20 protein-coding genes are annotated in these 26,980 nt (G+C 66.6%); 11 read left to right on the plus strand and 9 right to left on the minus strand.

The annotated features are described in order from the left end of the window. Window positions 1–66 precede the first annotated feature (66 nt). Window positions 67–327 (minus strand): carbon storage regulator, encoded by a 261-nt coding sequence (locus NCW75_06380; protein UYV13911.1) that lies wholly within the window; start codon window positions 325–327, stop codon window positions 67–69. A gap of 297 nt (window positions 328–624) precedes the next feature. Then, on the minus strand, window positions 625–843 hold the full coding sequence (locus NCW75_06385; GenBank protein UYV14229.1) for a NifU family protein: 219 nt from the start codon (window positions 841–843) through the stop codon (window positions 625–627). 181 nt (window positions 844–1,024) lie between these two features. On the opposite strand from NCW75_06385, the gene NCW75_06390 reads away from it, so the two are divergent. From NCW75_06390 to NCW75_06405, 4 genes are read left to right on the plus strand one after another with little or no spacing between them, the layout of a single operon-like run. Continuing rightward, on the plus strand, window positions 1,025–2,539 hold the full coding sequence (locus NCW75_06390; GenBank protein ID UYV13912.1) for a hypothetical protein: 1,515 nt from the start codon (window positions 1,025–1,027) through the stop codon (window positions 2,537–2,539). A 23-nt stretch (window positions 2,540–2,562) separates the two neighbouring features. Beyond that, window positions 2,563–3,981: a M48 family metalloprotease gene (locus NCW75_06395; GenBank protein UYV13913.1), complete on the plus strand. Its 1,419-nt coding sequence runs from the start codon at window positions 2,563–2,565 to the stop codon at window positions 3,979–3,981. A 26-nt stretch (window positions 3,982–4,007) separates the two neighbouring features. After that, window positions 4,008–4,898 carry a diaminopimelate epimerase gene (gene dapF / locus NCW75_06400; GenBank protein UYV13914.1) on the plus strand — a complete coding sequence of 297 codons (891 nt, stop codon included), beginning with the start codon at window positions 4,008–4,010 and terminating at the stop codon, window positions 4,896–4,898. Beyond that, on the plus strand, window positions 4,895–6,115 hold the full coding sequence (locus tag NCW75_06405; GenBank protein UYV13915.1) for a M20/M25/M40 family metallo-hydrolase: 1,221 nt from the start codon (window positions 4,895–4,897) through the stop codon (window positions 6,113–6,115). Before dapF ends, NCW75_06405 begins: the two co-directional genes overlap by 4 nt. Before the next feature lie 122 nt (window positions 6,116–6,237). On the opposite strand, the gene NCW75_06410 is transcribed toward NCW75_06405, so the two are convergent. From NCW75_06410 to NCW75_06420, 3 genes are all read right to left on the minus strand, one after another. Next, complete coding sequence (locus NCW75_06410) at window positions 6,238–7,044, minus strand: hypothetical protein (protein ID UYV13916.1); 807 nt, start codon at window positions 7,042–7,044, stop codon at window positions 6,238–6,240. A gap of 251 nt (window positions 7,045–7,295) precedes the next feature. Then, window positions 7,296–8,384, minus strand: a complete 1,089-nt coding sequence (locus NCW75_06415) for a hypothetical protein (protein ID UYV13917.1) — start codon at window positions 8,382–8,384, stop codon at window positions 7,296–7,298. 226 nt (window positions 8,385–8,610) lie between these two features. After that, window positions 8,611–10,281: a S8 family serine peptidase gene (locus NCW75_06420; GenBank protein ID UYV13918.1), complete on the minus strand. Its 1,671-nt coding sequence runs from the start codon at window positions 10,279–10,281 to the stop codon at window positions 8,611–8,613. A 118-nt stretch (window positions 10,282–10,399) separates the two neighbouring features. Between NCW75_06420 and NCW75_06425 the strand changes: the two genes are divergently transcribed. Then, complete coding sequence (locus NCW75_06425) at window positions 10,400–12,049, plus strand: MATE family efflux transporter (protein UYV13919.1); 1,650 nt, start codon at window positions 10,400–10,402, stop codon at window positions 12,047–12,049. Window positions 12,050–12,719: 670 nt separating this feature from the next. On the opposite strand, the gene NCW75_06430 is transcribed toward NCW75_06425, so the two are convergent. After that, a complete protein-coding gene (locus NCW75_06430; GenBank protein UYV13920.1) occupies window positions 12,720–13,388 on the minus strand; it encodes a hypothetical protein in 669 nt (222 codons plus the stop codon). Window positions 13,389–13,911: 523 nt separating this feature from the next. On the opposite strand from NCW75_06430, the gene NCW75_06435 reads away from it, so the two are divergent. From NCW75_06435 to NCW75_06455, 5 genes are all read left to right on the plus strand, one after another. Then, window positions 13,912–15,762, plus strand: coding sequence for an integrin alpha (locus NCW75_06435; GenBank protein UYV13921.1), 1,851 nt, complete (start codon window positions 13,912–13,914; stop codon window positions 15,760–15,762). 114 nt (window positions 15,763–15,876) lie between these two features. Next, window positions 15,877–16,752: a hypothetical protein gene (locus tag NCW75_06440; protein UYV13922.1), complete on the plus strand. Its 876-nt coding sequence runs from the start codon at window positions 15,877–15,879 to the stop codon at window positions 16,750–16,752. A gap of 24 nt (window positions 16,753–16,776) precedes the next feature. After that, entirely contained in the window at window positions 16,777–17,196 is a 420-nt protein-coding gene (locus NCW75_06445) for a 6-pyruvoyl tetrahydropterin synthase family protein (GenBank protein UYV13923.1), read from the plus strand. Further along, entirely contained in the window at window positions 17,193–19,397 is a 2,205-nt protein-coding gene (gene ppk1 / locus NCW75_06450; GenBank protein ID UYV13924.1) for a polyphosphate kinase 1, read from the plus strand. Before NCW75_06445 ends, ppk1 begins: the two co-directional genes overlap by 4 nt. Window positions 19,398–19,400: 3 nt before the next feature. Next, entirely contained in the window at window positions 19,401–20,465 is a 1,065-nt protein-coding gene (locus NCW75_06455; GenBank protein UYV13925.1) for an N-acetylneuraminate synthase family protein, read from the plus strand. On the opposite strand, the gene NCW75_06460 is transcribed toward NCW75_06455, so the two are convergent. Continuing rightward, window positions 20,391–21,764, minus strand: a complete 1,374-nt coding sequence (locus NCW75_06460; protein UYV13926.1) for an O-antigen ligase family protein — start codon at window positions 21,762–21,764, stop codon at window positions 20,391–20,393. The genes NCW75_06455 and NCW75_06460 overlap by 75 nt on opposite strands. 163 nt (window positions 21,765–21,927) lie before the next feature. Between NCW75_06460 and NCW75_06465 the strand changes: the two genes are divergently transcribed. Further along, window positions 21,928–23,670 carry a hypothetical protein gene (locus NCW75_06465; GenBank protein UYV13927.1) on the plus strand — a complete coding sequence of 581 codons (1,743 nt, stop codon included), beginning with the start codon at window positions 21,928–21,930 and terminating at the stop codon, window positions 23,668–23,670. 11 nt (window positions 23,671–23,681) lie between these two features. Here NCW75_06465 and NCW75_06470 read toward each other — a convergent pair whose 3' ends face one another. Then, entirely contained in the window at window positions 23,682–24,827 is a 1,146-nt protein-coding gene (locus NCW75_06470; protein UYV13928.1) for an alpha/beta fold hydrolase, read from the minus strand. Between the two features lie 51 nt (window positions 24,828–24,878). Further along, complete coding sequence (locus NCW75_06475; GenBank protein ID UYV13929.1) at window positions 24,879–26,924, minus strand: hypothetical protein; 2,046 nt, start codon at window positions 26,922–26,924, stop codon at window positions 24,879–24,881. Window positions 26,925–26,980: the final 56 nt, after the last annotated feature.

A 26,980-nucleotide genomic window follows, 5' to 3' on the forward strand; every position in this document is an offset into this window, starting at 1 on the left:
AGCAAATGGGAAGATGCGCAAATCCGGATTTGCGCATCTGCCCATTTGCTTATTTCGTTATTTCTCTTACGCCGGCGCCGCCGCGTCCTTCACGCGTACCTCGACCTCGGGCACGGGCTTCTCGGCCTGGCCGTTGCCATTGGGCGTCTCACCCTCGGCCGCGATCTGCTCGGCGACCTCCCGACGGTGCACGTCGATCGTCCTCGGAAAATCGAACGCCAGCCGGATGCGATCGCCCTTGATCGACGCGATCCGCACCACCCCGATGGGGTTCTTGGGGTCGCCGACCACTACTTCTTCGCCCTCACGCCTCGTAATCACCAGCATGTGCCACCACCATGTGTCGCGCGGGCGCCGAGTGCCCGCTCTTCGCGGCCCCACCATGGGCCGCCCCTCTCTTCTCGGATTCTCACCGACTCTCATGTCCCTACGGGCCCACCACGAGGAGTGTAACCGACAGGGGCCCGAACCGGCGCTAAATTTGAGTCTCGGGAGCCAAACGGCCACCGATAACGCGCAAATCTATGGCCCCAAGGCACTTGGCCGGAGTCCAACCAGCGATCAAGTCAAAATAGGGAATCTTCGGCGGAGCCGATTTCATCTTGGCGACCGGCCGCTGGAGGCTTATTCGACGGCCTCGACAGACGTGAACTCGGGCACGTGCTCCCGCAGGTTCCGCTCGAGCCCGACCTGCAGCGTCAGGCTGCTGCTGGGGCAGCCCACGCAGGCCCCGTGGAGCCGGATGCGGACGACTCCCTGCTCGGTAAACTCCAGGAATTCCACGTCGCCACCATCGGCCTGGATGCTGGGCCGGAGCTGCTCGATCACCTCCTGGACCCGCACCGCTGGCTGGAGCCGCTCTTCCGCCGATCCGGTGGTCGCAGCGACGCCCTGGGGGCCGCGTGCGGCCGTCTCGTCGGCTTGGGGCAGGCTGTGTTCCTTGGCCACGGTGGGATCCTCGGGGGGCATCTGGCGTGCGATCGATGTGCGAACATCTGGGTTCGTCTACCGATAGTATTGCCCTATGCATGGACCCGCAGCGAACCGTACCGTCTTTCTGCTCGCTTTCGCCGCCCTGATGGCCCTGGCCATCCAGGGCTGCGCCGGCGGCGGCCACAAGCCCAGCGGCGACCCGCTGACCGACTTCCAGAACCCCGAACTCCGCACGCCCGATCGCATCGCCGCCATGCGGGCCGCGTGGGAAGCGAACAGCGCCGATCGCTCCCAGCTCAGGCCGCCCCTGAAGTCCATGCTCTGGTCGGACCTAACCCCCCAGGAACTCCGCCACGCGGCCATCGACCTGCTGATGAGCGACGATTCCTGGTCTGGCCTGCGTGACTCACAGAGCTTCATCCGGGCCCGCGTACCCACCGAGCGCGACTACGAGGTCATCCGTCGCATGGGCCGCCAGGCCGTCAGCCGCGGCTGGAGCGATCTGTCCCCCGCCTTCGTTCGCTCCTACGCCATCGAGGACGCCGCGATCGGCGACCAGGATCGCGTTGAGAGGGTCATCCTGGAAGCGCTGAACCCCAACCAATCCATGGAACTCATCGCCACCCGGGTGTTCCTGAACCCCCAGCAGGGCACGCTGGGCACCATCGACCTCGACGCCCGAGCGCGGGAAGCCGCGTGGGATCTGTTGGCCAGGCTCGACCCCAGCGGCGAGGCCCGCCGGGAAGTCCTGCGACGCGACGACCTGCCCACCGACCAGATGGGGGCGCGCACGCTGACCACGATCCGTCGCGGCCTGAGCGAGCTGGGCGTCGTCCCCCGCAACGGCGAGGAACTCCGCTGGCTGGTCGCCCTCTCGGAGGATCGCGGCAGCCAGTGGTGGAACCAGGCGGCCGCGGCCGTCGCCGGATTGTCCGATGGGCAGGCCCACGGCCTCAAGCTCCGCAACCTGGAAGCTGTACGTTGGGCTTCGATCTACCGCGAAGCCTGGATGCGCGACGATCGGGCCCAACTCGAAGGACGCCTGCGGGCACGCATTGGCGATCGCGAGACGACGCCCCGCCGGGCAGACCGCAGCGAGCTCAAGGGCGTGCCACAACTCCTTGAGGAGGCCTCGGGCCGCCTCAGTTGGGGCGACCTCATGGGCATGCTCGCCGTCGATGTGGCGCTGCACGATCCCGAAGTCATGAAGCGCATCTTCGAGCAGGTCGAGATGGACCGCGAGGACGAGACCACCGAGTACGGCGGCCTGCTGTTCGTCGATAGCTCGGGCCGCTTCATCGCGCAGCTCTACCCGCCGCGTCCCCAGCACCGCCAGGGCGACGACACGTTTGTGGCCTCCTCGGACATGGTCGAGCAGAGCGTCCGCGCCCTGGCGATGTACCATTTCCACGTCATGCGCGAACGCAACAGCAGGTTCGCAGGCCCGAGCGTCGAAGACTTCGTCCAGGCAAGTACGCAAGGCCGCATGGGCGTCGTGATCACCTCGATCAACGAAGACGAGCTCAACGTTGACGCATTCATCGACGCGCCAGCAGCGGTCGACTTGGGCGCTCTCCCGCGCGTGCCGGCCTTCATGGACAACTGACCGACACCAGCCCCTGAGCGAACGTGCCCAGCATCCATGTCCTTATCATCCTGGTTGGCTTGCTGGTTGGCCGAGACCTGGCCAAGGCCCGCGGCGATGCGTTCATCGGCACGCCCGGACAGTTCCTGATCGCCAGCGGATGGACCGTGCTCATTGCCGTGGTCGCAACGATCGCGCTGCCAGCGTGCGCTCGCGCCGCGGCCCACCGGGGCTCGTGGCGGATGCTCAACCGGGGGCTGGGCCTCGCCCAGAAGCTCCGCTGGCTCGCCGTCCTCCCGTTCGCGACGTGGTGCATCACATCGGATGGCGTGGGCGCGGTTGAGGCGCTCATCGGGTCCTGGATCGGGTTGGACGAAGCTCTCGCGGCCACGCCACCGCTGCTGGCCTTGCTCGCCATCGCCTGGGCCGAGCACCCGTTGCACGATCGCATGCGTCAGGCCATGATGGTGCGCCAGCTCGACGAGGGTGTCGCCATGGAGCGGCCGCCAACTCGGTTCGAAGCCACGGTCGGCCACGCCCGCGCCATGCTGGCGATGCCGCTCGCGCCGATCCTGCTGCTCGTCTGCTGGCATGAGACAACCGAGACATTGACCGGCCTTCCCGAATGGCTCACGCGAACCATCGACATCGGCGGCACGGTGGCCATCATCACGATCGCCCCGGCCATCGTCGTGCGCGTGCTGGGCACGAAGTCGCTGGACTCGGGCGAATTCCGCGAACGCATCGATGATCTCTGCCAACACATGGGGGCGCGTATCCGTGGTGTTCGCCTGTGGACTAACCCCTCGGCGAACGCCGCCATCCTTGGGCTTCTGCCCTGGGCTCGCTACATGCTCGTCACCGAACCACTGCTTCGCGGCATGCCCAGGCACGAACTCGACGCCGTGGTCGCCCACGAGCTCGCCCACGTCCGCCAGCACCACGTCCTGTGGATCGTGCTCTCGATGCTCGCGATGGTTACCGCCCTGAGTTTCGGCCAACCGGCAGTCACGGCCGGAATCATGCGTGTTGGAGTGCTTCCCGGTATTGCCGAGGTCGTGTCGCTTCTGGCAGTCCTGGCCGTGGCGATCTTGGGTTTCGGGGCCATCAGCCGCACGATCGAACGCCACGCCGATGCGCGGGCGGCGGTCGCGATCGGGCAAGAGATCGCGACGACCCAATACGAGAGCACCACCCACGTCCATCCGGGTGGCCCCGCCTCGATGGCCGCCGCACTCGACCGCGTGTGCGCGCTCAATGGCGTCGACCCTAAGCGATGGGGCTTCCGCCACGGCTCGGTCGCGCAGCGTCAGCGTGCACTCGCCAAGCTGCCCGGGCTGCCCGTTGCCTCGCTCCCAATCGACCGAAGAATCCGGGTTCTGCGATGGGCTACGGTTCTCGGGATCGCGGGCATGGGCGGATTCCTGCTCGTTGGCCTCAGCCTTGGCTGGCTCCAGTGGTAGATAGCTCGTTTGCCCGGGAGGGCGATATGCGATTCACCAAGATGCACGGGCTCGGCAACGATTATGTCTACATCGACGCCATGACCGAGCCCAACCTCGAGAGCTTGGACTGGCAAGAGCTGAGCGCCCGCATGAGCGATCGGCACACCGGAATCGGCAGTGACGGTGTCATCCTGATCTGCCGGCCACGCGACACGACGAACCACGCCCTCATGCGCACCTTCAACGCCGATGGCAGCGAAGCAGACGCGTGCGGCAACGGAACACGGTGTGTAGCCCGGTTTGTCCGAGATCGCTTGGGGGTATCAGCCTCGATACTCCATATCGAGTCCGGCACCCGTGTGCTGGAGTGCAAGCCACTTGAAGGCGGCATCGTACGGGTTTCCATGGGCGCGCCCGGATTGGCACTCGATGACTGCGACATCAACCCACGTGCGCTGGTGTCTGGCGATCCGATGTGCATCGAGATTGCCGGGCATCACCTCAGATTCAGCGCCGTCTCGATGGGCAACCCACACGCGGTCGCGTTCGCATCGGACAACCCGTGGTTGGGCGAGCACCTGGCCATGGAAGCATCGACGCTCGGGCCCTTGATCGAACGGCATCCCGCGTTCGCGAATCGAGTGAACGCCCACCTTGTCCGTGTCGACACGCCATCGCACGCAACTGTTCATACCTGGGAACGCGGCGCGGGCCCGACACGTGCGTGTGGCACCGGCGCGTGCGCGGTGCTGGTTGCCGCGGTTCTCGCCGGGCGACTCGAGCCTGAAGCAACCCTGATGCTCCCCGGGGGCGATCTGTTGGTATCCTGGGCTCCATCTTCGCTCGGCGGCGACGGCATCGTCCGGCAGGCGGGACCGGCGGAGTTTGTGTTCGATGGGCATTGGAGCGTAGCGCGCGAGAGGATCATGGCTTGACGATCGAATTGACCAACGAAGAACGCCGCACCTGCGATCTCATCGAGTCTCGCGCGAGCCTCTTGCTCGAAGACCTCAAACGCCACGTGGAGACACCTACCGGTCCGGGCGGTGGAGAGGGAATCAAGGCCACGCGCGCCATCTTCACCGAACGCATGAAGAAGCTGGGGGCGAACGACTCCATCGTTGAGGGCCAGCCCAGGCCGGCCTGGCTCAAGGGTGGAGCGGCGGACGGCATTCCACCCACCGCCGTACTCGAACGCCTGCGTCCTGGCATGCAGAAGGTGCTCATCGCCGGCCACCTCGATACCGTGCATCCCATCGATAGTCCGTTCCGCGAATTGACGATCTCCGAGGATAACAAGACAGCCCTCGGCCCTGGCTGCGTCGACATGAAGGGCGGGCTCGTGATAGCGGCGTGCGCACTCGAATGCCTTGAAGAAGCGGGCGCGCCGGCGAGTTGGACGTTCATGCTCAACGCGGACGAGGAGACCGGAAGCTACCACAGCGAGGCCGCGCTGCGAGATCAGGCAACGCTGCACGACTTCGGCCTTGCGCTCGAACCCGCGTTGCCCGGTGGTGAACTCGCCGTCGAACGCATGGGAAGCGGGCAGTTTATGATCGAGTCTCTGGGCCGATCTTCGCACGTCGGGAGAGACTTCCGCGGTGGCGTGAGCGCGGTGACCGCGCTTGCGCGCGCTATCGCCGCGATCGGGGAGATGGCCGACCCCACCAAAGAGGGCTCATACATCATGAGCATCGGGCCGCTGCAGGGTGGAACCGCCACCAACGCCGTACCCGATCATGCCGCCGCGTGGGGGAATGCTCGGTACAGGGACAATGGCATCGCCGAAGAGATGGGCAAGGCCCTCGATGCCCTGGGGACGAAAAACCAAGCCTGCGAGGGGACAAAGGCCGCGGTGATTATTCGAAGGTCATTCAATCGTCCGGCCAAGCCGCTCACGCCGGCGACCGAGAGTCTCGCGCTCAGCGCACGTGCGGTCGCCGAAGTTCTGGGGCAGCAGCTCCCCTTCGCAAGCACCGGCGGCGTGTGCGACGGCAACATCCTGCAAGACGCGGGGCTGCCCACGATCGACACGCTGGGCGTGCGCGGGGGCGGCTTGCACACGCCAACAGAGTGGATCGAACTCTCGAGCCTCGTCGAGCGATGCAAGCTGCTCGCGGTCTTGATCTCCCGGCTCGGTCGAGGGGCATGAAACAACAAAGCCGAACGGGCCCATCGTGATGGGCCCGTTCGATGATCAACCTCGGGGAGGTTTGAGGCTGACCACGGCTTTGTTCTACGAATCTGAATCAGGCCAGTATCGGCCCGAGTAAATTACGGGCAACCAGCGTCGAACTGGTTCTGGAACTCGAGGAAATCGAAGATCGTGAGCACGCCATCATCGTCAAAGTCGGCAACAGCGAGGTCGCCGGCGTCGAACGCGTTTTGGAATGCCAGGAAGTCGAAGATCGTCAGCGTGCCATCGCCATCGATGTCGGCACGGCAGCCCACCGCACCGGTCTCGCCGTTGGCGATGATGATCAGGTGGACATCCGGGAAGCCGATGTCGTTGTAATCGGTCGGATCCACAGCGCCACAAGTCGGGGCATCGATGTAGCTCGGGCCGGTCTGGCCGAACGCGTTGGAGCCCGGGAAGAACACATCGCCGGTCAGGCCGTCGATCGTAAAATCAGGGGCGAACACTTCGACGATCAGGGCGGTGCCAGCGTCAACGGTACCGTCGACGTCGATGGTCACCACTTCAAGAGCCCGATCGCCCGAAGTCAGAGTGGCCGAACCGACGAGATCGAGACCGAAAGCCGGAGCCGAACCCGCCGGAGCCTGATAAAGGTTGACCGTGATGTCGGTTTCGATCGACGTCGGCAGCAAGAGGTTCTCGATACCCACTTCAACGTCCGAGATGGTGACAGCTTCGGTCACGCCGAAGTCCGCCAGAGTAAACGAACGCCAAAAACCATTCTCAGCCGTGGTTTGTGGCGCACCGGTCGAGGCGCACGCGATGGTACCCGTGGTGACGAGGAACTCTTCGGTGCTGTGCGACAGGCGCACGGGGTCGGCACTGGCCACGCCAGCTGCCAGGATGGTGGACAGCGCGGCAACGTTAGCAATCTGCTTCTTCATCTAAAAATCCTCCCTCATGGGATACGAGATAAGCCTCCCACGTCACTCCCCGGTGCGATGCCGAGGCAGGGGCATCGCGGACGATACAGTTCTTAGCCGACAAGCAGCCATGGGTTGCATGAATCGGTGCCGTACCGAGCCTGCAAGCAGGAAGCTGAGAGATAAAACTATTATCTGATAGCAGAAGCCCCCGAATCTGCAAGAGATTCGGGGGCTTCAGATGTTATTGGATTCAAGTCGAAACTGTCAGATTACGGGCAACCGGCGTCGAACTCGTTCTGGAAGGCCAGGAAGTCGAAGATCGTCAGAGCGCCGTCGCCGTCGAAGTCGGCAAGCAAGTCGCCGGCATCAAACGCGTTCTGGAAGGCCAGGAAGTCGAAGATCGTCAGAGCGCCGTCACCGTCGATGTCGGCGCGGCAATCACTGCCGCAAGGCGAGCCGTCGCCGATGATGGCATACCGCTGGACGAAATCATAGGGGTCTCCCTGCGCCAGCACGATCGCGGTCACGTTGGTACCGTCCGACTCGATGTCCGCGCCGCCTGGGATGTAGCCAATGAGGGGATCGCCGCCCACGGCGTCGGTGTCGAACTCACGACCCGTCACGTCACGAGTGGCCGGATCCCATTCGACCAGGCGGGTCTTGGGGGCGTCCGATGAACCGGTGGTGCCGGTGCGATAGGCATGGAACCACACCGTCTGGTTCACCTGGTCATAGGCCGCGCCATACGCCGAGATGCTATCCGCAGCCACAATGTCCAGCGTGTTGCCATTGCGATCCATGATCTCGATCGTGCCACCAAAGCTCTTGGTGTAGAACACCTCGTTGTTCGGATCCCAAGCGAGCGCGCGAACAGTATTGATCGCGCCGTTCATGATCGTCGTCTGGGTCAGGTCGAGCCGCTCGGTGGTCGGATCCCAACGATACTCGATCAGTTCACCGTTGTCCGCACCGAAGAACAACGCGTTCTCGCTCTCGATGGACGCGCCATCGCGACCACCCCACGGAACCGCAAGGGTCGCTTGGACGTAATCTTCGACAAGGTTCCAGTCCTCGTCAAACTGCGAGATGAACTGCCCACCGGTGACGCCATCCGCACGGCGGCTGACAAAGTAGTAGCCCCACGCGAACTCGATGCCCAGGTTAGCCGGATCACCCGTGAGCGTGTTGATGTCCACAGCACATCCGATGCTGTCGCCCAAGGCATCCACCCCGCCGATTGGCGTGGACGGCTGGGAAATTGTGGTGGAGTTCGAGTCGCCCTCGTTGGCCTGACCGAACGCCATGCCGCACGCGGCGAGTACCGAAACAACGGAAACGGTCGAAGCGATGCGATTCATATCACCTCTCCTTTGGCTTGTCTGCAAACAGCCTCGGTAGTAGATATCCCAAGCCGATCAGATGGCGGCCTCGAATATCCCAAACAGCGGCCAACACCGGCCCCACCCCTGGGGGCAGCGTGCGACCTCTTCATGGGTATAGATATACCAGATTCTCGTGCCCGATGGAAGCCAATTTCGGGCCTATCGGCGAAAAATAATTACCAAGATCTTGCCCAGACCCCTCTCAGCCGCACCCAGCATCGAATGCCGTCTGGAAGGCCAGGAAGTCGAAGATGGTCAGAGAGCCGTCCCCATCGAAGTCGGCCACGGGCTCTCCAGCGTCAAATGCGGTCTGGAAGGCCAGGAAGTCGAACAGCGTCAGGGAGCCATCCCCATCGATGTCCGCCGGGCACAGGCCGCCGAGGAGGGCATCCACGGCCGCCGCCATGTCGGGCAACGGACCGATGTGCTGACCGCCGCCCTGGGGCCTCCCAGAGTCGATCAGGAGCTGCCGCAGGTCGTCCGGAGCCATTGCCTGGCCGGTGGCCGCCCGGTGGATGCCCTGCAAGCTCACCGCCGCCGACGCCACAATGGGCGATGCCGAACTGGTGCCGCTGAAGAATTGGGTGTACGACTGGAGTTCGTCCCCACCCACCCGGATGAAATCGCCGTAACCAGCCGTAAACACATTCTGGCCCCAGGCCTGGACGTTCACCCGGCTGCCATACGTACTGAATCCAAGCCGGCTCCGGCTGCCCGATGAACTCCCAGCACCGACGATGATGGCCCCGCTGTCACCCCGGGAGCGATACTCGGCGTAAGGACCCGAATCCAGGTCTTGGTCGCCGTTGCCGGCCGCGGCCACGATCGTGACACCGCGGTCGGTTCCCACCCTGGTGATCTGCCACACCAGCGGGTTGATCTCGGCCGGTGCGTAGTCGCCGCCGGGCCCGAAGTCCTGCATCTCGAGCAGGATCACGTCGCCCTCGCCCATCGTGCCAACGGCCCGCGAGATCGCCGCGACACGGCGGCCGCCGCCGGCCTCGATGGTCCACTCGGGGAAGAAGTACGCCTGCGCGTCGGGCACGAGCCCGGTCACCCCGTACCCGTTGTCGCCGCCGATCATCTCGCCCAGCACCGCCGTGCCGTGCTCGAACCAGCGTTCATCGATAATCCACTGGGCGGGCGTCTGCCCGGGCTCGGGGATCACCCCGCAGATGTCCTCGTGGTCGCCGTCGAACCAGTACTCGCAGTCGGCCACGTTCACGCCCTGGCCCCGACCGCCGGGGTGGTCCCACGCGGCGGCCATGCCGATACCAACGCTCGCATTGTGGTAGCCCTGGCGTGCGAAGAACTCGGCGGTGATGGGCGCGATGTCGACGCACCCGTCCGGCCCGCCTTGCCACCAGCCCGGCAACGCCGGCCTCAACGCCTCGTAGTACACCACCTCGACCAGGTCGCTGGCGTGGAGCACACGGGCGACAGCCTCCATCGCCCCATCGTCGACCACGACGGCCATCATGCCGCCTAAGTCTGGCTGGGCGCGGCCGCTCCGGCCGGCGGCCTCTTGCAGCATCTGCTCCAAGTCGGCACGGGGCATGTCGATCAAGGGCCGGAACCCGACCGCCGCGTCGCCGGGGGCAGCGCCAGCAAGTTCGGCTTGGAGTTCCGTCAGATCGACGCCGTTCTCGCTGACGAGCCGCTCATCGGCCCCCACGCGGGCCCGCACGCGGTCGTGGAACTTGACCGTCAGCCGATGCTCGTGGGCCGGCCGGGCGGGCAGGTCGGCCTTGGCGAACGGCTGGCGTGGCTCAAGGGGCGCCTGATCGATTCCAGTCGCCAGAGCCTGGCCTGCCCAGCTTCCCAGGCCCACGCTCGCGAGCAGGAGCCACGCCATCGCCGTGTGATGTTTCATCGCACTCCCCAGTGCCCGCCCCAGATACCCGGACGCACCCACACAACGGGCCAGCCGGGCCTCCGAGGCAACCTATCGTCTGGGTTCCCTTTCGCTGTTCCCCGTCGCCGGTTCGCCCATGCCCACCAATCGCTCCCAAACTCTTGCTCGGATCGCCTGCGCCCTCGACTGGCGTAACGCCATGGGCGTGGTGGAGATCCTGCGCGGGCCTCCGGGGCCCGCGCAGGGCCTGGACGACCGCGGCCGGCTCCGCTCGGGCCGCCTCAAGGGCCTCTCGATGGCCATGGCCATCTGGGTGCTGAGCTGGCCCATCCTGGTCGAGAGCGCCCTGAACGCCTTCGTGGGCCTGACCGACACCGTCCTGGCCAGCCAGATCGGCGCGGGGGCGGACGACGGTTTGGGCCCGCTGGGCGTGTCCGCCGTCGACGCGGTCGACGCCATCAGCGCCGCCAGCTACATCATGTGGTTCATCGGGCTCACCTTCATGGCCCTGGGCATGGGGGCCACCAGCCTCATCAGCCGCTCGGTGGGCAAGGGCCGCATGGGCGTGGCCGGGGCAGCGATGGGCCAGTGCCTGCTGCTGGGGGTTGTGCTGGCAACGCTCGTCGGCGGGCTCGTCGCCATCAGCACCATCTGGATCCCCGGTTTCATGGGCCTGAGCGATGCGGGCACCACCGCCTTCCGCAGCTACATGCTCATCATCGCCAGCGCCACGCCCGTGGCCGGCGTCCTCTTCGGCGGCATCGCGTGCCTGCGCGGCGCGGGAGACTCGGTCCGCCCGCTCTGGGCCATGATCGCGCGCAACGTGGTGAACATCGCCGTCAGCTTCGCCCTCAGCGGCGTCGACCTGCCCTTCCTGGCCAACCCCTTCGCCTTCGACATGGGCATCGTCGGCATCGCCATCGGCACGGTCGCGGGCGACGCCATCGGCGCGGCCATGATCCTCTTCTACTGCCTGGTCGGCCGGTCGGGCGTCAAGCTCCGCCTGCGCCGCCTCAAGCCCCACTGGCACACCATCCGCCGCCTGGTCCGCCTGGGCCTGCCCAACTACTTCGAGACCCTGGGCATGTGGGTGGGTAACTTCGCCATCGTCTTCTTCGTCGCCCACCTGGCCGCGAAGGACGCGATGCAGGCCCTGGCCGAGACAACACCCGGCCAGTCGGCGGGCCTGCTCGGCTCGCACATGTGGGCCATCCGCATCGAGGCCCTCAGCTTCCTGCCGGGCTTCGCGATGGGCATCGCCGCCGCCACGCTGGCGGGGCAGTACCTTGGTGCCGGCGCCCCACGCCACGCCATCCGCGGCGTGCTCATCTGCGCCGCCTTCGCCACGGCCCTCATGGGCTCGCTCGGTGTCCTCCTGTTCGTCTTCCCCACGCAGATCACCAACGCCCTGACCCCCGTGCCCGAGCACCGCGAGATCGTGCCGCAGCTGCTCATGATCTGCGGCGTCGTGCAGATCCCCTTCGCGATGGCCATCGTCTTCCGCCAGGCGTTGCGCGGCGTGGGCGACGTGCGGGTGGTCATGGCCCTCACCTGGATCACGACCTACGGCGTCCGCCTGCCCGCCGCATACCTCGCCAGCGGCGTGCGCATCCCCTTGCCCGACTTCCTCGGCGGCGGCGAGCTGCCCAACCCCATGGGCGAGCTCTTCGGCTGGGAGCCCAGCCTCACCCGCCTGTGGATCGGCATGTGCGGCGAGCTGGTCGTCCGCGGCGTGGTCTTCGCCGTGCGGTTCGGGCAGGGGACGTGGACGACGATCCGGGTGTGATCCCTCCTTCCGAGCCGCGTGCGTGAGCACGCGGACCAGCGCCCGGGGGTTCGGGCGCATCGGAGTGTCCGTGTTGTGCTGAACGGGCGTTCTTGGCACTTCGCCGCTCGGCGGGGCCGAGGACGGCCGCGCCTGCGCTGCGCTCCGTTTGGTTGTTCTTGAGCGCTCCCTTCGGTCGCTTGCGGCCTATCGGCCGGGCCGCTCAGCGGCCGCGCCTCTCGCATGCGCTTTCGCTCGAAGACTCGCTCGGCGGATGCTTCGGCGTCAGGAGCCCAACGCGTGCGGCCACACAAGGCACTCGGCGACGGGGCATCCGCGGTCTTCCGCGCATGTCCCCGGCGCCTGGGCCCGCCGCCGAGGCGACACAACAACGCCGGGGCATCCGCACCAGCCGTCTTCGGCGCAGGGCGCATGCCCCGGCGCGGCCCGCAAGGGCCCGGCCGCTCATGCGGCCGCAAGCGAGCAACGCGAGCGCCCAAGAACAACCAACTTCGCGCAGCTCTGGCGCAGCGGTCTTCGGCTCCGCCAGAGCGTCGGGCGTGCAAGAACCACCCAACACCACAACCCAAACACCCAAGACCCCTCCAACAGCACCCCCAAACAACAAAGGGGCCCGGCCTCCGCCGAACCCCTTCACAAACACACACAAGATACCGAATCGAGCCAGCGCCTACGCCGCCTCGGCCATCGCCATCCCGTTGCCGCCCACACCGAAGCGGACGGCGAACAGGGCCGGGTCGCCGGCCAAAGTCGACCGCCGCGCGACCACGCGGTACGTCGCCACGGCCGTGCCCGCGGGCACGCTGGCGTCGGTGAAGCGGCGCTCGCCGGTGTTCAGCAGGTACACGAAGCCGCCCTCGGCCTCGTCCTGGCGCCACACGTCGTAGGTCACGCCCCCCGCCGAGCCGCCCTGGGCCCCGGGGTTGTCGCACTTAAAGGCCAGCTCGACCGAGCCGTCCTGGCGCAGGTCGATGGCGAACTCGTAGGGCGTGCCCGGGGCCGGCGTGGGCTCGGGCGTGGCCGGGTCGGGCAGCAGCGCGGTGGCGTAGACCGACTCGTCGCCCGTTGCCTTGGCGTAGCCGCGGATCTTCTGCACCAGGCCGACACCAATCGTGCGCATGGCGTCGGTCTGCGTGCGGAAGGTCTGGCTGGCCGCCAGCTTGGCGTCGGCGGCCTGCTGGGCGTCCTGGCGCGCCGTCGAGGCAGCGCTCGTGGCGGCGGCCAGCTCGTTGACGAGCTCCAACGTGAGGCCGATCGACGCGGGGTCGGCGGTCCAGGCCGCCAGGCGGTTGGTGAAGAAGTCGATGGCCTCGCTGCGGCCGTCTGGGATGACGCTCATGACGCACCCCCTTCGAGTGCGCACGGCCCACTGAAGATGGGCGTGCTGGGTGCGGACGGAGAAAGAACGACTGCGATTCGTGCATTCATGACAAACCCCATAGGTTGCGATGCATCCGTGCACGCGGCCGACGGTCGGACGCGTCCGGTTCTTGCATCGCCGGTTCGTCCAGCCGGATCGAGCGCCGGATCCATCACGAACGCGAAAAACCACACTGCCGGTCCCAGAACGGCGCGTCTTCGTCCCAGAACGGCGCCAAACCGTCCCAGAACCGACGCCGGTGGTCACCAAAAGCACGGCGGAGGTCACGACCGAGCGGCCGGCGGTCATCACCGGCGCGTCGGATGTGGTGACCGGGCGGGCGGCGGTCGTGTTTGACCGGCCGGTTGGAAGGCCCGGTCACCCGTGCGCGGCGGTCGAGCACCCGATCGCGATGGCCGGGCGGCGGAGCATGCCCGGCAATGCACATTGGGGTTGTGTCGGGCGGCCGATCCTGGTATGCTATGGATCGGAGGACAATCCCATGCCCACAACACCTCGCCCCGTTGCGCCGATCGCCGCTTGCGGTTTGGCCATCGCCGGAACCACGCCCCACGCCCTGGCCCAGGGCGACCCGCTTCTAGAACCATTCCCGGCGGTACTGACACACCTTGACCTGGACGGCCAGATCGGCTTTCGGGTCGAAGGGGTGAGCACCGGCGATCTGAGTGGATCTTCCGTTGCCGCCGCCGGAGACCTGAACGGCGACGGAATCGACGACTTCGTCATCGGTGCTCTGCGCGCCAGCCGGTTCCCGGCTGGCGATGATGGCAATGCCTATGTCATCTTTGGCAGGCAAGCCTCGGCGGGGAATCCGTTTCCGGCCGGCGTGCGGCTTGCCGACCTCGATGGCAGCGACGGATTCCGCATCCTTGGCGCGGACAGCGAGGGCGAACTCGGCAGCTCGGTCGCGGCGGCCGGCGACCTCAATGGCGATGGTATCTCCGATCTCATCGTTGGAGCCCCCAAGTATGGTCGACCCAGCACCCACACCGGCGCGGCCTACGTCATCTTCGGGCGGGACTCGCTGTCCGGCGCCACGTTCCCAGAGTCCATCGACCTGGCTGGGCTGGGCGTCGACGTCGGCTTCCGCCTGCAGGGCGCCGATGGCTTTAACTTTGCTGGTGCTTCGGTCGCCGGCGCCGGAGATATCAACGGCGATGGGTTCGACGACGTGATCGTTGGGGCTCCGCGTGCCTACCTCTCACCCGGCGGCGTCGATTACACCGGCATTTCTTACGTCGTCCTTGGCCGCGATACGTCTGTCTCCGGCTCGTTCCCGGCCGTGGTGATGCTCGACGAGTTGGATGGCGCCGATGGCTTCGGCATCGTCGGGGTCGAGCAGTCCGAGCGGAGTGGCCACTCCGTTTCGTCGGCGGGCGACTTCAACGGTGATGGAATCGGCGACGTCATCATCGGAGCCATCTTCGCCGGTCACTCGACGCGGTACGGGTTCAACTTCGGAGCGAGCTACGTCGTGTTCGGGCGGGACACCGCGGCTGCGGGCGCTTTTCCGGCCATCCTCAACTTGGCCGACCTCGATGGAGCCAATGGCGTGCGTTTCGAGGGCGTGGATCACGCCGATCTGAGCGGGACCTCCGTTGCGGATGCCGGTGACGTCAACGGCGACGGCGTCGACGACGTCATCATCGGGGCCACGGGCGTCCAGCGCGATGGACGGTCGTTCGGTTCCAGCTTCGTTGTTTTTGGCAGGGATACCGCGGTTACGGGTCCGTTCGCGGCCATCGAGCAGCTCAGCGACTTGGATGGACTGACGGGGTTCCGTCTCGATGCTGGCGGGGACGATCGCTACTCCGGAACCTCGGTGTCCGGTGCCGGCGACATCAACGGCGATGGCGTGGATGATGTTCTGGTCGGAGCGATTCCTCCTGGCTCGCCCGGATCGTGCTCGATCATTTTCGGGCGCAAGACGAGCGACGCCGGTCCGTTCCCCGAGGCGATCTCCTTGACGAACCTGGACGGGACCAATGGGTTTCGGTTCTCCAGGACTGATGGTTCAGACTATGTTGGAGCCTCGGTTGCGGCGGCCGGCGACGTCAATGGCGACGGCCAGGAAGACATCATTGTGGGAGGGCCGCAGGTTTCAACGGTCGGAAGCGTGTTGTCAGGTACCAGCTACATCGTCTACGGACGCGATGTCGCAGCCTGCCCCGCCGACCTCGACGGCGACGGCGAGTTGACCATCTTCGACTTCCTGGCCTTCCAGAACCTCTTCGACGCGATGGACCCCGCCGCCGACTTCGATGGCGACGGCGACTTCACCATCTTCGACTTCCTGGCCTTCCAGAACGCCTTCGACGCGGGGTGCCCGTAGGGAAGAGGAGGCATCGGGCACTAGGCATCCGGCATCGGGAAGACGCCTGAAGGCACGCGTCTTCCCGATGCCCGGTGCCTGATGCCCGGTGCCCTGTTCCCTCTACCCTGCCCCATGCCCCCCGGCACCCCCACCCCAACCCCCACCCCCACCGTCGCGGCCCCCCTCCCCTGCGTGGGCTGCGGCTACGACTTGGTGGGGCTGGCCGAGGACGGCCCCTGCCCCGAGTGCGGGGTGCCGATCGGGCGGTCGATCAGCGGGGACCATCTGGTTGCCAGCTCGAAGGCGCACCGGCGGAAGCTGGCCAGCGGGGCGGGGTTCGCGCTCACCGGCGTGTGGGCGGGGTGGGTGTCGGTGGCACTGTTACCCGTGTACGCGCTGCTCGTGCAGTCGCTCGGCCCAGACCTGGCCATCATGACGGTGGGCGGTCCGGTCGCACTCGTGGTGTCGCTCTCGCTGCTGGCCAGCGGGCAGGGGTGGCTGCGGCTGACCGCTGCCGACCCCGATCGCATCGGCGATGGCACCGGGCGATGGATGCAGCGGTTCGTGCTCCGGCTGTACGCCTGGGGCTTGGGCTACCTTGGGCCCATCATGGCCCTGCTGTGGTTCGCGCTGGACGGCCTCGCCCGCACTCGGGGCACGCCTCCGCCGGGGCCGCCAGTCCCAATTCTGTTGACAGCCTTGGCTTGCCTGCCGATGCTGGCGCTCTCCGGCCCGATCGCCGCGGAGTTCTCCAAGCTGGGCAGGCGGTTGCTTGAGGGGGATCTGGCCGACCGCTCGCGAGGGCTCACGGCCACGGGCTGGGTGGCCTTCGGGCTCGTCATCGTGGCCGTGCAGTTCGGCTGGTTCACTCTCCAAGGCTGGTGGTGGCTGCTCGAGCCGATCGCCTGGACGCTCGCTGGCATCGCCGTGTTGGCCTGGGCCGTGCAGTACCACACCCTCGTCCGGGCCCTGCGGGCGGCCCTCATCCCCGTCGCCGCCAGGCCGTAGGCGGGCCCACTACCCTTCCCATTCATGTTCGAGATCACCGCCCAGACCCGCTTCAACGCCCAGCACGCCATCCTCATCAAGGGTGAGCGGGAGCCCCTGCACGGCCACGATTGGCTCGTCAGGGCGACCATCGCCGGGCCCACGCTGGATGGGGAGGGCCTGCTGTGCGACTTCCACGCCGTCGAGGCGGCGTTGAGGCTCATCGTCGACCCCTGGAACCACGACAACCTCAACCACAGCGAGGCGTTCCGGGGCCGGAAGATCGAGCCCACCGCCGAGAACGTCGCGATGGTCATCGCCACCGAGCTCGCTTCGGCCCTCGGCGAGACCCTGCCAACGGACGCGCGGGTGGCCCGGGTGAGCGTGACCGAGGCGCCCGATTGCGTGGCGACGTACATTCCCCCGACCGCAGCGGATCCCAAGGCCGGGGCAAGGACGCCATGAACGATCGACCGACACAGACCGCCCCGCCGGAAGCGGGCGAATCCATCGCTGGGCCCAATCGTTTCATCAACCGCGACCTCTCGTGGCTGGCCTTCAACCAGCGCGTGCTGGAACTGGCCGAGGACGAATCGACGCCGCTCCTGGAGCGTGTGAAGTTCCTGGGCATCTTCGCGAGCAATCTTGACGAGTTCTTCATGAAGCGCGTCGGGCTCATCCGCCGCCAGGTCGACGCGGGCATCGAGGCCCCCTCGCCAGACGGCCTGAGCCCCCGCCAGCAGCTCGCCGCCGTGCGCGAGATGGTCGAGGGCTTGCAAGATCGCCAGGCGATCTGCTGGGAGGACGCGCTCCGCCCCGCCCTCGAAGCCAACGGCGTCGCGCTCGTCGACTACGACAAGCTCGAAGACGCCGAGCGTGCCCGGCTCGACGCGTGGTTCGAGGACGAGGTGTTCCCCATCCTCACGCCGCTGTCGATCGACCCGGGCCACCGCTTCCCCTTCATCAGCAACCTGTCGGAGAGCCTGGGCATCCTGCTGTCGAGCGACGGCGGGCCAGCCGAGTCGGAAAGCCCCTCGAACGGCCGCTACTGCCGCCTCAAGATCCCCGACGGCGTCACCCGCCTGGTCCGCTGCGACGACCCGCAGGGGATCGGCGAGTCGGCTACCGCGATGGCGCTCGCGGGCAACCTCCGCGTCACGCCCCTCGAACAGGTCATGCGCGCCAACCTGGGCATGCTCTTCCCCGGCGTGTCCATCCTGGCCACCAACGCCTTCCGCATCACGCGATCGGCCAGCGTCGAGGTCGAGGACGAGGCCGGCGACCTGCTCGAGAGCGTGCAGGAAGAGCTGCGCCGCCGCCGCTTCGCCCGGCCCGTGCGCATGGAGATGGCCGAAGAACCCCACGAGGAACTCACGTCGTTCTTCGCCACCAGCCTGGGCCTGCAACAGGGCGACATCTACGTCCGCCGGGGCCCGCTGGAGTATGGCGACCTGATGGAATTGGCCTCCCTCGACCTGCCCCACCTCAAGGACAAGCGATGGAAGCCGCTCACGCCCCCGCGCCTGCTGGGCGTCGACGTGCGCAGCGGCCGGGGCGACATCTTCGCGGCCATCCGCGAACGAGACATCCTGGCCCACCACCCCTACGAGAGCTTCGACGACTCGGTGCGTGCATTCGTGAGCGCCGCCTCGCGCGATCCCGACGTGCTGGCCATCAAGCAGACCATCTACCGCACCAGCCGCGACTCGCCCTTCGTCCGCTCGCTCGTCCGCGCCGCCGAGCACGGCAAGCAGGTCGCCTGCATGGTCGAGTTGCGTGCCCGCTTCGACGAGAATCGCAACGTGAGCTACGCCCGCCGACTCGAACACGCGGGCGTCCATGTCGCCTACGGCATCGTCGGGCTCAAGACCCACGCCAAGTGCTCGCTGGTCGTGCGGCGCGAGAAGGACGGCCTCCGCGCGTACGCCCACGTGGGCACGGGCAACTACCACCCCCACACCGCCCAGCTCTACACCGATCTCTCGCTGCTCACCTGCGATCCGCGGATCACCGGAGAGGTCCTCGAACTCTTCAACGCCATGACCGGCTACTCGCTCAAGGCAGACTACGAGCACCTTCTGATCGCCCCCACCACCATGCGGCCGCGCTTCGAGGAACTCATCGACGCAGAGATCGAGAACGCCAAAGCCGGCAAGCCCGCGCGCATCTTCGCGAAGCTCAACTCGATGGAAGATCGCAAGATCACCACGAAGCTCTACGAGGCATCGCAGGCGGGCGTCCAGGTCGACCTGTGCGTGCGCGGCTTCTGCTGCCTGCGGCCGGGCGTGCCGGGCTTGAGCGAGAACATCCGCGTGGTCTCGGTTGTGGGCCGCTTCCTCGAGCACTCCCGCGTCTTCTACTTTGCTGGCGGCTACGACGACCCGCTCAAGGGCCACTGGTACTTCGGCAGCGCCGACTGGATGTACCGCAACCTCAACAACCGCCTCGAAGCGATCAGCCCGATCTACGACACCACGGCACGCAAACGCCTGCACGAGGCCATGCGAGCCAATCTCGATGACAAGGCGTACGCGTGGGACCTCCAGCCCGACGGCACCTACCAGCGCCGCGAACGTACCGGCCAGGGCACGTTTGCCACGCTCATGCGCACCACGCAGAAGGCCCACGCCGCCGCGCTGGCAGAGATGAACGAGCAGGACGCCTGATCGATGCGCATCGGCGACCGCACGATCGATCTGGAGCACCCGCCCTACGTCATCGCCGAACTGGGCGTCAACCACGACGGCTCACCCGACCAGCTTATGGCCCTCGTACACGCCGCTGCGGCTGCCAAAGCGGACGCCATCAAGCTCCAGCTCTTCACCGCCGGCGACCTGCTCTCCGATGCCGCCTCGCTGGCCGAATACCAGAAAGACGCCGGCGAACACGACCCACGTGCGATGCTCCGCCGGCTCGAACTTTCAATCGAGATTGCCAACCAAGCCATCGACCTCGCGCATGACCTTGGCTTGCACGCCATCGCCACCGTCTTCGATCTGCCACTCGTACCGATCGCCGACCGACTCCCCCTCGACGCCTACAAGACCGCCTCGCCGGACCTCGTCCATATGCCGCTACTCGAGGCCCTGATCGCTACGAACAAGCCGCTCATCATCAGCACGGGCGCTGCTTCACGAGAAGAAGTCCAGCGCGCCGTCGGCTGGCTCGCCCCCGTCCGGCAGCGCACGGCCCTGCTCCAATGCGTCAGCAGCTATCCCACGCCACCCGAGCACGCCGCGGTCGCCGCCGTGCAAGACATAGCCGACATCTTCATGGGCCCGGTTGGGTACAGCGACCACACCACGGCCATCGACACCGGCGCGCTGGCCGTCTCGCTCGGCGCTCGCGTTCTCGAAAAGCACCTCAGCCTCGACCGCACGTTGCCCGGCCCTGACCACGCCGCCTCGATCGAGCCCGATGGGCTCACCGAGTACGTCCGCCTCGCACGAGCCGCATTCGATGGCTCATGGAACGCCAAGCCCGACGACGAACGCCTTGGCCCGCCCACGAAATTCCTGCTGCCCATCGAGGCCGACGTCCGCCAGGTCGCCCGCCGCAGCATCGTTGCCGCGCGAGATCTGCCCGCCGGGCACGTCCTCACGCTGGACGACCTCGCCTTTAAGCGCCCCGGCGGCGGCCTCGAACCCTGGCAGGCCGACCTACTCCTCGGCAAGCCGCTCGAGTTCCCCGTCGCCGCCGATCGTGCGATCATGCCGGACGACGTAATCGACTGACCCCGCGACGGCCAGCCCCATCAGCAGCATCCACATCGCCAGCACGTGCGTGTTCATGTGCATGACCTCGAACGTGCACGCCACAAACAACCCCAGGAGCGCCCACGGCACGGCGGCGGCATACGGGTGCTGGTGCCGCCGCATCACCCACGCGATTCGGGCCAGCATCAGCAGCACCGCCGCGTACAACCCGAAACCGATGATGCCGGTATTGGCCAGCGGCTGGAGCAGCGTGTTGTGCGGGTGCGGCCCGGTATGGGTCCGATCGGCCGGATCGATCCCGCGCTTCTCAAGGTTCGCTTCCACCCAGGGCTGGTAGCCGCCCTCGCCCGTGCCACCAACAGGATGGTCCGCGAACGCCTGCACGGCCCACCACATGAGCAAGAGCCTCGTGCCCGTGAACGAGGAGAAGTCCTTCTCCTCGAACACCTGCCGCAACTCCTCGCGGGCTTCCATCGCCCGCGGCGCCGCAACCTTCCAGCCGGCTGCGGCACCGGCTCCGAGCACCACGACGGAAACCACCGAGGCCACAACCGCGCGCCTGGCCGTCCATCGCACTTTCCACACGCCTACGGCGCACGCCAGCAGCACCAGCCCCGCCGCCGCGATCCACGCCCCGCGCGTGCCTGTCGCCAGGATCGCCGCCAGGGTAATGAGCGTCCCGACCGCCCCCATCACCACCCAATGGCGCCGACCATACAGCATCGCCGCAAGGTGTAGTCCAAGGGCCGCGCACAGATTCGTGCCCCCGGCCACCGGCTCGTTCCAGCCCGCGTTGCGGTTTGGCATGCGGTCCCACTGCGGCAGCCACTCCATCCCCGCCCGACTCAGCCCGTGGCTGACTTGTGACAGGTTGTACACGAAGAAGCCACCAACGACACCGACCGCGAGCGTCCCGACCATCGGCGCGAGTGGCAGCAGGAACGGGATGTTCCAGATGAACCGCAGCTTATCGATCCGATCCACACCGGCAGCAAGATCGGGCGACCAGATGAGGGAGAGCGCCCGCCACGCCGTCCACGCGACCAATGCCAGGAATAGCGGGTGGGCAAGCCCCATCACGACCGCCCGCCAGATCCAAGGCAAGCGCACAAAGGTCATAATCCAGAGCAACGCGCCGCCGGCCTCAACGTACGTCGTCCGCCCGCTCACGCAGACCATCCACCCCAGCGCCCCGAGCAGGTGGATCCACCACAACCACCGCGGCCCGCCCCGGGCACGCTCCAGGGCATCGCGGGCGTAGTCCTTGGAGAAGAACCCCAGAACCAGGCGTTCGGTCAAACTTATGGATGCCGCCAAGGGTATTCCTTTATTTGACCACGCCGCCGCGTCATCTCGGGGCCATAACCTGCCGGAATGCAACGAACCCAGCCGTTGTTCGTACAATAGTGCATCGGGGGATCCTCGCCGGCCGACTGTTCTGTCGGGCTGTGGTCGCATCCCAGCGAAGGAGGCATCGATCATGCAAGCCGTCCACCGCGTCGTCCGCAAGGCCTCGCTCCGGCTGTTCGTCCGCCTGTTCCTGCAGCGGCTGGCGGTCACGACCTTCCTCGCCGTGCTGGGCGTGCTGGCCGCAAAGATCGGCTTCTGGATGGCCGGCATAGGGCTCGACGTGGTGGCCACGATTGCCATCGCCGCCGGTGCCGCTGTTGCTTCCGCCGCGATCTGGTCGCTCATCACCCGCCCACGCGGCGTTGCCGTCGCCCGGGCCATCGACGAAGCCGCCGGTCTTCGCGAGAGCCTGAGCACCGCGTGGCTCTACGAGACCCAGACCGATCCCTGGTCGGCCGCCGTCCGCACCGATGCCGACCGCCGCGCGACCGGGGTCGACGTGCGCGCCGCGCTGCCGCTCACCCTCACCAAGCTGTGGAAGGCACCGCCCATCGCTGCGGTCGCCGTTGCGATCATCTGGTTCGTGCTGCCAGCCACCAGCCCCGACATCTTCGGCTGGCTCGAGAAGGAAGAGCAGCAGGCCAAGGCCGACCAGGAAATGGAAGAGGCCCAGGTCGCCATCAAGGTCGCCGAAGAGATCGCCCAGAAGGTAGCCGAAGCGACCGGCCAGCCCCTCGACCAATTCAACCCCGAGCAGAACCCCGAGCTCCAAACGCCCCAAGCCATGCGCATGGCGGCCCTCGACAAGCTGACCCAGGCCGAGAAGGCCCTGAAGGACGAGGTCGAGAAGGGCGATGCCGCCATGAAGCTTGAGGCCATGCGCCGCGAGCTCAGCCGCATGAAGCAGCCAGGCCCCGGCCCGGCCGAGAACATGGCGCGTGAGCTGGCCAAGGGCGACTTCAAGGCCGCCCAGAAGGAGCTCGACGAACTCGCCAAGCAGATCGATAGCGGCGAACTCGACGAGGCCACACAACAACAGTTGGCCGAGCAGCTCAAGAACATGCAGGCCCAGCTCGAGCAGATCGCCAAGGACAAGTCTTCGCTCGAGCAGGCGCTCCAGCAGGCGGGCATGGACAAGCAGCAGGCGCAGCAACTCGCCCAGCAGATGGCCCAGAACGCCAACAACCCCCAGCAGATGCAGCAAGCCATGCAGCAGGCGATGCAGAACATGCAGAACCTGACGCCCGCCCAGAAGCAGCAACTCATGCAGCAGGCCCAGCAGATGGCCCTGGCATGCCAGGCCTGCCAGGGCATGGGAGACAAGATGGGCCAGATGGCCCAGGCCGCGATGCAGCCCGGCCAGGGCGGCGCGGGCGAGGCCTCGGCCGGCATGCTGAGCCAGATGGAAATGATGCAGATGGAGCAGATGGCCGCTCAGGCCATGCTCGCCCAGACGCAGAGCCAGATGCAGTCCATGTGCCAGGGCGGCGCGCTCGCCGCGTTGCAGGGCAGCAAGACCGGCACCGGGCCGATGGCCGGCGTCGGCTCGAACCACGCCACGGGTGATGAGACCGCTCCGGTCGAGGTCGACCGCCAGGCCCAGCGCACGCCCACGCACCTGGGGCAGGGCCCGATCGTGGCCGAGCGCCTCGTGTATGGTGAGCTGGTCAAGGGCGAGTCGGTCGCCCAGTTTTCCAGCGCCGTGCAGGCCGCCAGCACCGGCGTGGCCGAGGCTATCGAAGATAACGTCGTGCCCATCGAGTGGCAGGAATCGCTGCAGGCCTACTTTGGCCGCTTGCAGAAACGGGCAGAGGTTGTGCAAGGCACAGCCCCGGCCAAGCCGGCCGAAGAGAAGCCCGAGGGTGGCAACTAAGCCTCCCCGGCTTACTCGGCAAGCACTCGATTTAACCACGCCGCCACGAGATCAATGAGCAAGGGCTCCATCGGATCTCCCGCTGTGGCGTATTCGGTGAGCAACCCAGTCTCGGCGTGTTGGAACAGGTGATTCGAGGTCTCCAACACCATCACGGCTGAATGGTTGTCGTTTGCCGCGCGGATGTGCTCAGACATCGGCTGCATGTTCTGCTCAGGCGCAACCTGCAGGTCACGCCCGCCGAAGATTGCGAGTACGGGAACCCTGGCAGAACCAAGATCCTCGGCCGGGTCGTAGCGCATGAAGTAAGCCATCCATGTCTCTTGCATGGGCGCGAGCGCTTGGGCAATGGCGGTATCCATGATCTCGTCCGTCAGTGCGGCGGGGTCGGTTCCTGATAGACGCACGTTGAACTCGATCGCGGCACGAGCCGCGTCACGTTGTTGCGCTTCGGTGCCTACGGCGACCGATCTGATCATCTCGGTCTGGAGTTGGTCCATCTCGTCGATCTGTTCGGGCGTTAGACCGGTTGGCTGGTGCTCGTCGGTCACGCGGAGGATCTTGTCGGACTGGTAGGCAAGCAACTCCCAGCCGATGACAGAGGGCGACGCGAGCAGCACCGCAGCGGCGGGCACCTTGTTCTGGCCCAGCAGTTTGGCCGTCACCAGGCCGCCAGTGCTATGGCCGCACACGATGATCTTGGACGCGTCGACGGCTGGATGCGCAGCCAGGTAATCCACTGCGGCTGCGGCATCGATGGCGAAGTCGACTGTGGTCGATCCCGCGAACGATCCGGTGCTCTTGCCGATACCAATGCCCAGCGTGCCGCGATCGTCGTATCGAAGCACGGCGTAGCCATGCTCGACGAGGCCCTCGGCCAGCACCTTGAAGGGCTTCTTGCCCATGAGCGACTCGTCGCGGTCCTGCGGCCCCGAGCCGGTAATCAGGACCACGCCGGCCACGGGCCTCTCGGGCGTGGCCCCCGCGGGGAGCAATATCGTCCCGGCCAGCACCACGTCCTGGTCCTCGACGGCGATCTCGACCTCCTGAGACTGGGCCGGTGCCGGTCGCTCTTGGTCCTGGACACGCCCGGACGCGGACTGGATCCCTAAAACAAGGAAGCCGGCGAGCAGCGGTAGGGTACGAGTTCTCTTCATACCTCGAGTATACCGCAGCCCGAGCCGACCACTCGTTGGGACGTCACAGGCTTACTCCACACTCAGCTTCTCGAAGTACGCCCGCCGCTCGGCTTCGGCCTGCTCGATGGCCTTGCGCGTTTGCTCGGCTTCGGTATTGAGCGAGGCCAGTTGGTCCTCCTGCTCGGTCAGCGTATTGAGGTAGCGACGGTAGAGATCGGTGGTCTTGTCGATGGCCTGCATGTTCTGGCGGATGCGGCCCTGGTCGCTCTGGATAGCGCTGACCTGCTGGGTGATGCGGTTGAGCTTGCCGCGTAGGTCGGCCACGTTCTTGTTGAGCTTCGCGCCCATGCGCAACGCCTCGATCAACGCGTCGCTGGCCTGCCCGCCGCCGCGGGTCACCTGCTCGATGAGGTTGGGCAGGTCGCTGTCGATCAGGCCGTAGCGTGATGATTCGGTGCGCCGCTCGACGACCTTGAGCTCAAGCTTCTTGCCCGCGTCGACGGTACGCTCGAAGCGGACCTTGCCGTCGTCGCTCTTGGCGCCGTTGGTCGGCTCGACCAGATCCCACCCACCCATCGGCTGGTGCTCGATGATGACGGTCCGCTGCTTCTGGGCTTCATTCCGCAGGGTGTAGGTGTTGGTGATGGTGCGGACATAGCTGGTGTGGAGGTAGCCGTTGGTGATGCGGTACGTCGCGCGCGAGCTGCTGGAGTTCTGGGCCTGCTGGGCCTTGAGATCCATATCGATCGCGTAGGCCAGCATCCGCTCGGCCTTCATGGGCACGAAACCGACCATCGCATCACCGGCGTAGGCACCGTCGTATACCGCCACCGGCCCGCTGATAAGCGGGGCGCTGGTGGTGTTGGTCAGCTCGACGCCCAGCATGGGCTGGCCGCCCTCGCTGGGGGTGTAGATGCTGATCTTGCGAGCGTCGACCCGCTCGGTGAGCATCGGGATCATCGCGCTCTGCTGGCGGTCGAGGTCGATGGGGTTCTCGATGCGGAGCACGACCGATTCGCCCACCTGGACGGCGGAGGCCATGCTGGAAGCGGAGGCGAAGAAGGCTTCCGCCGTGTCCATCGAGAGCCCCAGGCTGCTTTGCCCGCTCCGTCGAGATTCGGCTGCTGGAGACGACGGTGTAGGCAGCCCACGGCCTCTGACCGAATCCCTCATCTCGCGTTGTTCCAACCGCAACATCTCGCCACCAGCGTACAACTTCGGCCTTGCCATTGCTCCGGCGGGCACGGGAATCTCCGGCCGCTCCGCGAACAGTGGCGTCTGCAGGTCCATCGTGAAACCCACCGGCTGGCTGGCGACCAGCGACAGGTCGATGCCGCGCCAGTCCTCCTCGGTCGTATTCTCGACGATGGCCCACGCCTGGAGGATCGGCTCGTTGCGTTGGTTCAGCACGAGGCGATACGCCGGTTTCCACACGGGCATCTCGTGGACGTAGCTGACCAGCAGCTCACGCTCGCCATCGCCGGTGGTCGAGACCTCGACGGTGCGGATGTTCTCGTCGCGCTCCTGGGCGAGGATCTCGAGCGCACGCTCGATGTCGTCCTTGAGCCGCTCGTCGAGGAACTCGAGGTTGATGATGTCGTCCAGGTCGATGCGCTTGATGCCCGCGCCGGTGAAGATCGTGACGGCGTAGGTCTGTACGGCCTTGTCGCCCTCGGCCCGCTGCACGGTCTCGACGCTGGTGATGGTGCCGCTGGCGGTGCTGTCAGCGGTCTGGACCTTGACCCGTGCGCCTCGCAGGCGGCCGAGCAGTTCGGCCATCGAGGGGTTGTCGGCCAGGTTCACGCCGAAGCTGGCCAGGCGGCGTTCGATGGGCTCGCGCGAGCCATAGCTGATGGCCCCAACCGTGCCGCCGCCGCCATCGAGGACGACCAAGCTCTTGAGCAGGTCGTTGAGTTGGCCCTGATCGACGCGGAGGTAGACGTTGGCGTCGCCGTTGATCTCGCCCACGCGCTCGAAGCTGCCCACGCCCGATCGGTACAGCGTAATGGCGGTGATGGGCAGGTCCTGGGCCTCGTCCTGGCCGAGGGCCAGCGAGGCCGGCATGGCAAGGCCGGCGAACAGGGCGAGGCTGAGGCAGGTGCGGGTGGCGGGCATGGGTCTTCCTCCATGGAATCAGTGCGACGGTTCCGTACGGGCCTGTACGGACACCG

It is taken from the genome of Phycisphaera sp., assembly GCA_025916675.1.
Lineage (GTDB): Bacteria > Planctomycetota > Phycisphaerae > Phycisphaerales > UBA1924 > JAHCJI01.

What these genes read in the sequence shown, in the direction of transcription:
- NCW75_06380 (UYV13911.1), bottom strand. Translation starts at nt 327, where the DNA reads ATGCTGGTGATTACGAGGCGTGAGGGCGAAGAAGTAGTGGTCGGCGAC.
- NCW75_06390 (UYV13912.1), top strand. Translation starts at nt 1,025, where the DNA reads ATGCATGGACCCGCAGCGAACCGTACCGTCTTTCTGCTCGCTTTCGCC.
- dapF (UYV13914.1), top strand. Translation starts at nt 4,008, where the DNA reads ATGCGATTCACCAAGATGCACGGGCTCGGCAACGATTATGTCTACATC.
- NCW75_06410 (UYV13916.1), bottom strand. Translation starts at nt 7,044, where the DNA reads ATGAAGAAGCAGATTGCTAACGTTGCCGCGCTGTCCACCATCCTGGCA.
- NCW75_06415 (UYV13917.1), bottom strand. Translation starts at nt 8,384, where the DNA reads ATGAATCGCATCGCTTCGACCGTTTCCGTTGTTTCGGTACTCGCCGCG.
- NCW75_06420 (UYV13918.1), bottom strand. Translation starts at nt 10,281, where the DNA reads ATGAAACATCACACGGCGATGGCGTGGCTCCTGCTCGCGAGCGTGGGC.
- NCW75_06425 (UYV13919.1), top strand. Translation starts at nt 10,400, where the DNA reads ATGCCCACCAATCGCTCCCAAACTCTTGCTCGGATCGCCTGCGCCCTC.
- NCW75_06430 (UYV13920.1), bottom strand. Translation starts at nt 13,388, where the DNA reads ATGAGCGTCATCCCAGACGGCCGCAGCGAGGCCATCGACTTCTTCACC.
- NCW75_06435 (UYV13921.1), top strand. Translation starts at nt 13,912, where the DNA reads ATGCCCACAACACCTCGCCCCGTTGCGCCGATCGCCGCTTGCGGTTTG.
- NCW75_06440 (UYV13922.1), top strand. Translation starts at nt 15,877, where the DNA reads ATGCCCCCCGGCACCCCCACCCCAACCCCCACCCCCACCGTCGCGGCC.
- NCW75_06445 (UYV13923.1), top strand. Translation starts at nt 16,777, where the DNA reads ATGTTCGAGATCACCGCCCAGACCCGCTTCAACGCCCAGCACGCCATC.
- ppk1 (UYV13924.1), top strand. Translation starts at nt 17,193, where the DNA reads ATGAACGATCGACCGACACAGACCGCCCCGCCGGAAGCGGGCGAATCC.
- NCW75_06455 (UYV13925.1), top strand. Translation starts at nt 19,401, where the DNA reads ATGCGCATCGGCGACCGCACGATCGATCTGGAGCACCCGCCCTACGTC.
- NCW75_06465 (UYV13927.1), top strand. Translation starts at nt 21,928, where the DNA reads ATGCAAGCCGTCCACCGCGTCGTCCGCAAGGCCTCGCTCCGGCTGTTC.
- NCW75_06470 (UYV13928.1), bottom strand. Translation starts at nt 24,827, where the DNA reads ATGAAGAGAACTCGTACCCTACCGCTGCTCGCCGGCTTCCTTGTTTTA.
- NCW75_06475 (UYV13929.1), bottom strand. Translation starts at nt 26,924, where the DNA reads ATGCCCGCCACCCGCACCTGCCTCAGCCTCGCCCTGTTCGCCGGCCTT.